The 9,375-nt window shown below is 64.1% G+C and carries 9 protein-coding genes; 8 read left to right on the plus strand and 1 reads right to left on the minus strand.

Going from position 1 to position 9,375, the window contains the following annotated elements; translation table 11 throughout:
- On the plus strand, positions 1-1,671 hold the full coding sequence (locus TX78_RS09550; RefSeq protein ID WP_049897752.1) for a phytoene desaturase family protein: 1,671 nt from the start codon (positions 1-3) through the stop codon (positions 1,669-1,671).
- A 48-nt stretch (positions 1,672-1,719) separates the two neighbouring features.
- On the opposite strand, the gene TX78_RS09555 is transcribed toward TX78_RS09550, so the two are convergent.
- Entirely contained in the window at positions 1,720-2,439 is a 720-nt protein-coding gene (locus TX78_RS09555) for a LysE/ArgO family amino acid transporter (RefSeq protein ID WP_049897753.1), read from the minus strand.
- Positions 2,440-2,533: 94 nt separating this feature from the next.
- On the opposite strand from TX78_RS09555, the gene TX78_RS09560 reads away from it, so the two are divergent.
- From TX78_RS09560 to folE, 7 genes are all read left to right on the plus strand, one after another.
- Complete coding sequence (locus tag TX78_RS09560) at positions 2,534-3,427, plus strand: ArgP/LysG family DNA-binding transcriptional regulator (RefSeq protein WP_044495771.1); 894 nt, start codon at positions 2,534-2,536, stop codon at positions 3,425-3,427.
- A 132-nt stretch (positions 3,428-3,559) separates the two neighbouring features.
- Complete coding sequence (locus tag TX78_RS09565; protein WP_049897755.1) at positions 3,560-4,960, plus strand: 2-hydroxycarboxylate transporter family protein; 1,401 nt, start codon at positions 3,560-3,562, stop codon at positions 4,958-4,960.
- A 356-nt stretch (positions 4,961-5,316) separates the two neighbouring features.
- Positions 5,317-5,526, plus strand: a complete 210-nt coding sequence (locus TX78_RS14630) for a hypothetical protein (RefSeq protein WP_407635387.1) — start codon at positions 5,317-5,319, stop codon at positions 5,524-5,526.
- Positions 5,487-5,705 (plus strand): hypothetical protein, encoded by a 219-nt coding sequence (locus TX78_RS09575; RefSeq protein ID WP_044495775.1) that lies wholly within the window; start codon positions 5,487-5,489, stop codon positions 5,703-5,705. Before TX78_RS14630 ends, TX78_RS09575 begins: the two co-directional genes overlap by 40 nt.
- Positions 5,702-6,007: a type II toxin-antitoxin system RelE/ParE family toxin gene (locus tag TX78_RS12740; RefSeq protein WP_049897757.1), complete on the plus strand. Its 306-nt coding sequence runs from the start codon at positions 5,702-5,704 to the stop codon at positions 6,005-6,007. The genes TX78_RS09575 and TX78_RS12740 overlap by 4 nt, the downstream gene beginning before the upstream one ends.
- 557 nt (positions 6,008-6,564) lie before the next feature.
- Positions 6,565-8,565, plus strand: a complete 2,001-nt coding sequence (ftsH, locus tag TX78_RS09585; protein WP_101750634.1) for an ATP-dependent zinc metalloprotease FtsH — start codon at positions 6,565-6,567, stop codon at positions 8,563-8,565.
- A complete protein-coding gene (folE, locus tag TX78_RS09590) occupies positions 8,558-9,127 on the plus strand; it encodes a GTP cyclohydrolase I FolE (protein WP_044495777.1) in 570 nt (189 codons plus the stop codon). The genes ftsH and folE overlap by 8 nt, the downstream gene beginning before the upstream one ends.
- Positions 9,128-9,375 lie beyond the last annotated feature (248 nt).

Genomic DNA, 9,375 nt, shown 5'->3' on the forward strand with positions numbered 1-9,375 from the left:
ATGAGCATGCGCGCCGCCGTCGTTGGATCAGGGCCCAATGGGCTGGTGGCAGCATGCGTGCTGGCCCAGGCCGGTTGGGAGGTGGTGGTCTATGAGGCGGCCGAGGCTGCCGGTGGGGCGCTGCGCTCGGCTGAGATCTTCGGCAGCGGGCTCATCAGCGATCTGGGCGCCAGCGTGCATCCGCTGAACCTGGCCTCGCCGGCGTACCAGCAGCTCCTGGCTGAGGCCGGCGACCCGAACCCCGCTGCTGGCCTTGATGAAGCGCCCGGGGTGCCGTGGAAACACCCGCAGATTCCTGCAGCACACGGGTACGACGACGGCCCACCGGTTCTGCTGCACCGTTCCCTGGAGGAGACCGCGGCAGGGCTGGGGGCCGATGGCCGCCGTTGGAAGGCGCTGCTGCAGCCGGTGGCCGAGAACTGGGAGGCGGTGCGTCGGGCGGCCTTCACCCCGCCGAGCCGGCCCTATTCGCTGCGCGGGATAGTTGCCGAACCCGGTGTGGGGATCGGAGCCGGTGCTGAGTGGGGAACCGGCACCGGGATGGACGCCGAGGCGCAGGCTGAATCCTTGCTGGCGAGGACCTCAGCGCTGCTGCAGCTGGGCACCCGCGGGGGACTGCCTGCTGCGGTGACCAGCAGATTCTTCAGCACCGGTAGGGCGCAGGCGCTCTTTGCGGGCCTTGCCGCCCATTCCACCGCACCGCTGAGTAGACCGATGACCTCGGTCTTCGGGGTGGTGCTCGGTGCAGCCGCCCACGCCAGTGGCTGGCCGGTGATGGAAGGCGGCTCCCAGCGCATTGTTGATGCCCTGCTGAAGGTGCTGCAGGAACATGGCGGCATGGTGCAGACCGGTTTCCGGGTGGAGGGGCTGCATGGGACCTCGACTAGCCAGCGAGGCCGGCATAAGGCCCAGCGCCAGGGCTGGCTGATCAGCGGCACGCGGGTGGCCGAAGGCAAGCGGGATCGGCACCGTACCGCGGAGGAGCCCGCCGACGTCGTCGTGTTGGATCTTTCTCCACAGCAGCTGCTGGCCTTGGAAGGTCTGAGGCTGCCCGGCGCAGTCCAGCGGGCGATGAACCGCTGGGATTATGGGCCCGGCATTGTGAAGGTGGACTACTTGGTGGATGGCCCCATTCCTTGGGCCGCCCCAGAACTTGCCGAGGCAGGTACCGTGCATCTGGGCGGATCTGCGGGTCAGATTGCTGCCAGTGAGGCTGCCGTGGCGCGCGGAGTGCTGCCCAGCAGGCCCTATGTGCTGGTGACGCAGCCCGCTGCCGCAGATTCCACTCGCACCCCGGATCACCGCACCGTGGCGTGGGCGTATGCGCACGTGCCTTATGGTCTTGATGCTGCCGGCACCGAGCGTGCTGTGCGGCTGATGGAGGCGGAGATCGCTCGGCAGGCTCCCGATTTTCAGCAGGCCGTCCTGCAGCGCAAGGTATGGGGCCCGGCGGATCTGCAGTCCTGGAACCGTAATCTGGTGGGCGGTACCATCAGCGGGGGGCTGCCTACGGTGCTGCAGACGTTCTCGCGTCCGGCTCGGCCGCTGAAGCCCTACACCACAGGGGTCGACGGCGTGTACCTGGGCTCAGCTTCAACCCCGCCCGGGGGCGGAGCACACGGGATGGCCGGCTGGAACGCGGCGCATACGGTGCTGCGAGATTTCAGCTGAGGCCGAGGTCAGCCGGTTGATGTCGGCTCAACCGGTGTCAGCTGACCTTTAGAGGCCGTTGAGTGCCAGGAGTGTGGCCACGCCCAGCATGATGAAGCCGACGGCGGCGTCGATCACCACCCAGGTGCGTGGCTTGTTCAGCAGTGAGGCCAGTGCGGATCCGCCACCGCCCACAACGGCATGCCACACCACACAGGCGACTACGGCGCCTGCGGCGAAGATCCACTTCATCTCCCCGAAGCTGTTGGCCATAGTGCCCAGCAGCACCAGGCAGTCCACCCAGGCATGGGGGTTCAAGATGCTCAAGGTCAGCGCGGTAGTGGCCACGGTGGAGATCTTGGAGACTTTGGTGACCTGTACCTGCTGGGCCAGGGCGGTGCTGCCGTGACCGGGCTCGGGACTGTCGCTGGAGGTCATCACCACCTGCAGGGTTTCGGTCACCGGAGTGGAGGATTCGCCGTCGAAGTTGCCGCGCATGCCACGCCGGTGCTCCCAGGCGGAGCGGAACGAACGTGCGGCAAACCAGAGCAGGTAGGCCACGCCGAACCAGCGCAGCACCTCCAACAGCCAGGGCGCGTGATCCAGAATCACGCCCACGCCCGCGGTGCCCAGCGCAATCAGCAGCAGATCTCCGGCCAAGCAGCAGGCGATGGCCAGCAGCACCCGGTCGCGGCGCAGACCCTGGCGAAGCAGGAACGCGCTCTGCGGGCCGATGGCCACCACCAGGGCCATGGTGGTCAGGAATCCGGTGAGCAGAACGGTCAGCATAGGCACCATTCTGTGGAACCGGAGGCGTCCGTTCCAGCTCAAGATTCTTCAGTAGCTGAAGACATCCTTCAGATATTGGCGTAGCCTGGGGAGCGTGAACACTGATCACCTGCGTGCTTTCGTGCTCGCGGTAGATGAAGGGACCTTCGAGGCCGCTGCTGATCTTCTGCGCATCTCCGGCTCAGCGTTTTCACAGCGCATCAAAGCGCTGGAGAAGGAAATCGGACAGGTGCTGCTGACCCGCACGATCCCCGTGAGGCCCACTGAGTCGGGGCAGAAGCTGCTGGGCATCGCCCGGCAGACCGTCTTGCTAGAGGATGAGGCCCGGCGCAGCCTGGGTTTCCGCGGATCATCGCGTAACTACAGCCCCACCACCACGCTCTCGGTGGCCGTGAATGCCGATTCGCTGGCCAGCTGGTTCCTGCGGGTGCTCCAAGAGGCTGCCACCTGGGACGACGTCGAGCTGCACCTGCATGCTGAGGACCAGGAGCACACCCATGAGCTGCTGCGAAACGGCACGGTCACCGCTGCTGTTACCGAGCACCCCACACCGGTTTCCGGGTGCCGCGCTGAGCCGCTGGGCACTATCCGCTACTGGCCGGTGGCTTCGCGGGAGTTGCTGGACCGCCACCGCGAGGAGGGCGGTGCGGTGCGCTGGGCGAGCGTGCCGCAGATCGACTACAGCATCCGCGACTCCACTCAGCGCACCGCGCTGGCGGCCCTTGGAGTGACCACCCCGGCGATCACGCACCTGGTGCCCTCGGTGCAGGCTTATAACGCCGCCGTCGGATACGGCCTGGGGTGGGGGATGATCCCGGAATCGATGCTCCCAGCCGGGGTGAAGGAGGGAACTCATCGGGACCTGGAGATCATCGCGGAGATTCAGCCCGATGATGTGGAGCTGCATTGGCAGCACTGGTCTACGACGACGCCGGCTATGGACCGGCTCAATGACGTGGTGCGCCGGGCTGCCGCCCGAATGACGTGAAGCTACCCCGCCCGGGTGACCAGAGTCTCAGTTTGCATTTTATAAAGTATCAACTACCGTAATGCGGGTCACTCAGCGTGATGTGTGCAACAGGGTGCGCATCACATCAGCACTTTTCGCACTAGGAGACCCGTGAGCTCTCACTCCCAGACGCAGGCAACGACGCCTGCCGCCGAGACCACCGGTGCAGTAGGCATCAGCAAGGCAGCGGACACCACCGCCGAGTTCAGCCAGCCCGAATCCTGGACCCGCATCATGGGCCTGCCCATCGGTTGGTTCGCGATCCTCTTCGCCGTGGTCATCGCCTGCGCGGCCCTGGGCGCACTGCCCAACGCCATGCTGGCCGGATTCGCCGTCGTCATCCTGGTGGGTGCGCTGCTGAACTGGATCGGAGGGCGCGTACCAGTGCTGCGCAACTACGGTTTGCCCACTGTGCTGTGCATCCTGACCCCGGCCATCCTGCTGCACTTCGGGCTGTTCCCCACCGCGCTGGCAGAGAACATGGAGATCTTCACCAACGGCTCCGATATCGGCTTCATCGACTTCTACGTGGCCAGCCTGATTGCCGGATCCATCCTCGGCATGCCGCGGGCACTGCTGCTGAAGGCCGGGGCACGCATCGCGGTGCCGCTGCTGGGCACCATCGCCGTCGTCTTCATCACCCTGGGGCTGATCGGTGCCGCCCTGGGCTATGGTCTGCGTGAGTCCGTGCTGTTCGTCGCAGCCCCCATTATGGGTGGCGGCGTGGGCGCCGGCATTGTGCCGATGTCCCAGATCTACGAATCCCAGATGGGCGGCGAGGCCTCCTCCTATGTGGCCACGCTGATTCCGGCGGTGATCATCGCCAATGTGCTGACCATCTTCTGCGCCGGCATCTTCAACGGCATCACCTATAAGGGTCAGCAGTTCTTCGTGGGCTTCAACGGCAACGGCCAGATCGTGCGCGTGGCGGGCAAGGCCGAGGACTTCAGCGGCAAGCCCAAGCCCACCGGCGGCACCTTCAATGTGCTGATCATCGGCCTGACCGTGGCCGCCGTGCTGTTCCTGGCCGGAAGCCTGATCGCCAACTTCGTCCCGGGTCTGCATGCCTACGCCTGGACCATCCTGCTGGCCGCAGCCATCAAGATTTTCGGCCTGCTGCCGGAGTCCTTCGAGGACGCAGTCTCCACCTGGTTCGGCTTCGTCTCCGGCACCCTGACCCCGGCGCTGCTGGTGGGCATCTCCATCACCTTCTTCGAGTTCGATGAACTCGGCGCGCTGCTCTCCGACTGGCGCTACCCGGTGCTGGTGCTGCTGGCCGTCGTCGTCGCCGTGGTGGTCTCCGGTGCCCTGGGCTGGCTGGTGAAGATGTACTACGTGGAAACCTCCATCGCCGTGGGAATGGGCATGACAGATATGGGCGGAACCGGCGACGTCGCGGTGGTCTCCGCGGCTAACCGCCTGGAACTGATGCCGTTCCTGCAGGTCTCCTCACGCATCGGCGGTGCTCTGGTGCTGCTGCTGGTCAGCCTGCTGATCCCAGTGCTGAACTGAGCTGTCACAGCTATGGCAGGCGGCTCGTTGCCACGGAAACGGGCCCCCCGGTCGCGTAGGGTGACCCATCTGCTCTCCCCGCAAATGTGCGAGATCAGCTGGAGGCTAGAGGGCCAGGCGCGCGCCTATGAGCACTTCAGCCTGCGTTCCTCATTTCCGCCTCGGAGCCCGAGCGCCGCATCCGAAATGTCCAGATCCGTCTGCTGCCACCCGATGAGCTGATCGACCGGGAGATCTCGAAATACGACCAGCGCAGTGGTCTGGAGGAGCTGTACAACTGAATCGCTCACCAGGACTATCGGCAGAACTGGAGCATCATCGTCACCGAGTTCCCCGATCGGCTCGAGTTCATCAGTGTGGGCAGCTTCTACGACGGACACCCTGATGACTATGTCAGAGGTACCAAGTCTCCGCGTCAGTATCGGAATCTGTTCCTGGTCGAAGCGATGACGCAACTCAATCTCATCGACCACATCGGTTACGGAAAAGTGTTCCTCGGGAAGACTCTCGGACGTAGCATAGGGGCATGGTGGATCAGGCTCTTCTGGAGAGAACCCGGCAGTTGACTGCTGCACAGAAACGTGAGCTGGCTTATGCGCTATTGGATGAGGCGCAGGGCGACGATGTGGTCACTCCGTATGAAGCTGCGGTGATCGATGAGCGGCTGGCGGATCTGGAAGCTAACCCTGACGATGAGATGTCGTCGGGAGAGTTTTGGAAGCGCATTCGTAGCAAATTCGGATGAGTTACACCGTCCGGTACCGGTCCCGTGCTTTGCAGGATGTGGAGCAGGTGCTCGCCTGGTACGCCGAAAACGTGCCGCATGTTGTGCAGCGGTTTGAGTCTGAGATTTCTGACGCTGAAGTGTTGCTCAGCGACTCTCCGCTAGCTTTCCGCAGGGTGAGAGGCAGTACGAGAAGAGTCCTTCTCCGCTCTTTCCCTTACAAGCTCTGGTATGTGGTCGATGAGGACCGTCGTATCGTCAGAATCCTCGCCTGCATCTCTCAACATCAAGATGAACAGAAGTTTAAGAGCCGGATCGAGTGACGGTCTGACAAGCTGGCTCGGGTCATTGCCCTTCTCCGGTGGCGTTCTCAGGGTGTGAACTCTGACGTCACATGTGCATTGGTTGCTCTGAACACGAAAGCAGCCATTCGATCTGGTGTGGACGCAACTGCAACGTAGGAAGTCGCAGTCGCCCCCGGTGGGAGCTTTCTTAAAGCATGTGCCGCTTTAGTTAACTAAACCATCCCGCCCTGTCGGGTGTTGGCGCAAGATGCACTGTTGCTGCAGGTCAGGGGCGGCTCCAGCCTTTACTTGAAGGTGTGCTGCTAAATAAACGTTGGAAAAAACTACGCGAAGAAAGGGGCGCTCATGAAGCTGCAGTTCAAGCACCAGGCGTACCAGCTGGAGGCCAGCAAGATCTTCCAGTGAGATACGACGTTGTTGATGACTATGCAGCCCTGATGGATGTGGTTTCTGCCTGAGCCGCGGGCTCGGCCATCGCTCTGCCCGGCGCGAAAGTGCATCCGGCCGTGTCGCCGTCGTCCTCGACCCCCGGGTACGGTATCCCTTAGTCGACATCTCGCACGTGACGGAGCTGCATGAACTTCAAGAAGATCTTCACCGGACCGCTGTTCTGGATTCTGCTGGCAGTGGTGGCGCTGCTCGTCGTCGTGCCGCTGCTGTTCACCTCCTCCGGCTCAGGACAGCGCGTGGACACCAATGTGGGTATGGAGCTGCTGGCCGAGGACAAGGTCAAAGAAGCACGGATCGACGACGGCGACTCGCGGGTGGACCTGACCCTCAACGAGCCCTTCGAGCAGGACGGCCAGGAGTACGGCGAGGCCGTCAACTTCCACTTCTCCACTGCGCGTGCTGAGACCGTCGCCCAGGCAGTGGCCGATGCGGACTTAGAGGGTTATACCGATCAGCCCGAGCAGTCGAACTGGCTGCTGTCCATGCTCGGCTTCATGATCCCGTTCCTGCTGATCGCACTGCTGTTCATCTGGCTGATCACCCGGATGTCCGGTGGGAACTCCCGGGTCATGCAGTTCGGCAAGTCCAAGGCCAAGATGTTCGACAAGGACATGCCTCAGGTGACCTTCGCCGATGTCGCCGGTGCTGAGGAAGCCGTGGAGGAGCTCCACGAAATCAAAGAGTTCCTCTCCGAACCGGAGAAGTTCCAGCGACTGGGCGCGAAGATCCCCAAGGGTGTGCTGCTCTACGGCCCGCCCGGCACCGGCAAGACCCTGCTGGCCAAGGCCGTGGCAGGCGAGGCAGGCGGATCCTTCTACTCCATCTCCGGCTCGGATTTTGTGGAGATGTTCGTGGGCGTGGGCGCCTCCCGTGTCCGTGACCTGTTCAAGCAGGCCAAGGAGAACTCCCCGGCCATCATCTTCGTTGATGAGATCGACGCCGTGGGCCGCCAGCGCGGTGCCGGCGTGGGCGGTGGCAACGATGAGCGCGAGCAGACCCTGAACCAGCTGCTGGTGGAGATGGACGGCTTCGACGCCAATACCAACATCATCGTCATCGCCGCCACCAACCGGCCCGATGTGCTTGACCCGGCACTGCTGCGTCCAGGCCGCTTTGACCGGCAGATCCCCGTGGAGGCCCCGGACTTCGCCGGACGCAAAGCCATCCTGGCCGTGCACTCCAAGGGCAAGCCCCTGGTGCCGGATGTGGATCTGGAATCCGTGGCGCGCAAGACCCCCGGCTTCACCGGCGCGGACTTGGCCAATGTTCTTAACGAAGCTGCTCTGCTGACGGCCCGCTCCAATGCCGACCTCATCGATGACCGGGCCATTGATGAGGCTATCGACCGCGTCATGGCCGGGCCGCAGAAGCGCACCCGCTTGATGAAGGACCACGAGCGTCGGGTCACCGCGTACCACGAGGGTGGACACGCGCTGGTGGCGGCTGCGCTGAACTACTCCGCCCCGGTCACCAAGATCACCATCCTGCCGCGCGGTCGTGCGCTGGGCTACACCATGGTGGTGCCCGAGGACGATAAATACTCCACCACCCGCAATGAGCTGCTGGATACCGTCGCCTATGCCATGGGCGGGCGGGTCGCTGAGGAGATCGTCTTCCACGACCCCTCCACCGGCGCTGCAAATGACATCCAGAAGGCCACCGACACTGCCCGCCGCATGGTCACCGAATACGGCATGAGCGCCAAGGTCGGTTCGGTGAAGCTGGGCTCCGGCGACAGCAGCCCCTTCCTGGGCCGCGAGATGGCCACCGGTAAGGAATATTCGGAGCAGCTGGCCGCCGTCGTCGACTCCGAGGTGCGCTCCATCATTGAAGAAGCCCACGACGAGGCCTACTGGGCGCTTACCGAGAACCGTCACGTCCTGGACCGGCTGGCCGAGGAGCTGCTGCGGGTGGAGACCCTCGGCGCCAAGGAAGTCGCCGAGATCTTCAAGGACGTGAAGAAGCGCCCGAAGCGCAATGTCTGGGAGTCCAGTCCGGAGCGGCCCATTGTGGTCAACGGTGAACTGGTCAAGGACACCGCCAGCGCCGAGGCTGGATCTGCCACTGCCCCGCTGGGCCAGACCGGCGAATCGGCCGAGGCAGGGCAGGAGCCCGCGGGTGAGTGAGGTTGACCTGCCGCGCATTGAAGCTGCGGTCCGCGAGATTCTGCTTGCCGTGGGGGAGGACCCCGAGCGCGATGGCCTGAAGGAAACTCCGGCCCGGGTGGCCCGTGCCTACGAGGAAGCGTTCAAGGGACTGCGCCAGGATCCGGCCGAACTGCTGGGCACCACCTTTGATATCGGCCACCAAGAGCTGGTGCTGGTGCGCGATGTGCCCTTCTATTCCATGTGCGAGCACCATCTGGTGCCGTTCTACGGAAACGCTCATATCGGCTATATCCCGGCGGCGGAGGGCAAAGTCACCGGACTTTCCAAGCTGGCGCGGCTGGTGGATATCTTCGCCAAACGCCCCCAGGTCCAGGAGCAGCTGACCACCCAGGTGGTGGATGCCCTGATGGAGCACCTGGAGCCGCAGGGCGCGATTGTGGTGATCGAGGCTGAGCATCTGTGCATGTCCATGCGCGGGGTTGCCAAGCCGGGGGCCAAGACCATCACCTCCGCAGTTCGCGGTGCATTGCGCAACGCCGCCACCCGCTCCGAGGCGATGAGCCTGATCCTGCACAGCTAGGCGCCTGGTGTCCGAGCGGTGATGCCCGGCGGTGGTGCCCGCCGACGGCGCTGGCCCTAGCCGCGAGGCCGCCCCGCTGCACATGCGCCCGGTGCGCCGACGGTGGCGCTCGGCCGGTGCTGCCCGCCCCGGCGTCGTCGCCCCACGGTTTTACCCGGGCTTATCGGTTTTACCTACCCGTATACAGGCCGGTAAAACGCATAGGCTCGGGTAAAACCGGCAATGACCTTCGGCAGTAGCGCCAGAAC

The organism is Nesterenkonia massiliensis (assembly GCF_000455245.1).
GTDB lineage: Bacteria > Actinomycetota > Actinomycetes > Actinomycetales > Micrococcaceae > Nesterenkonia > Nesterenkonia rhizosphaerae.

What these genes read in the sequence shown, in the direction of transcription:
- TX78_RS09550 (WP_049897752.1), top strand. Translation starts at nt 1, where the DNA reads ATGAGCATGCGCGCCGCCGTCGTTGGATCAGGGCCCAATGGGCTGGTG.
- TX78_RS09555 (WP_049897753.1), bottom strand. Translation starts at nt 2,439, where the DNA reads ATGCTGACCGTTCTGCTCACCGGATTCCTGACCACCATGGCCCTGGTG.
- TX78_RS09575 (WP_044495775.1), top strand. Translation starts at nt 5,487, where the DNA reads ATGGTGGATCAGGCTCTTCTGGAGAGAACCCGGCAGTTGACTGCTGCA.
- TX78_RS12740 (WP_049897757.1), top strand. Translation starts at nt 5,702, where the DNA reads ATGAGTTACACCGTCCGGTACCGGTCCCGTGCTTTGCAGGATGTGGAG.
- ftsH (WP_101750634.1), top strand. Translation starts at nt 6,565, where the DNA reads ATGAACTTCAAGAAGATCTTCACCGGACCGCTGTTCTGGATTCTGCTG.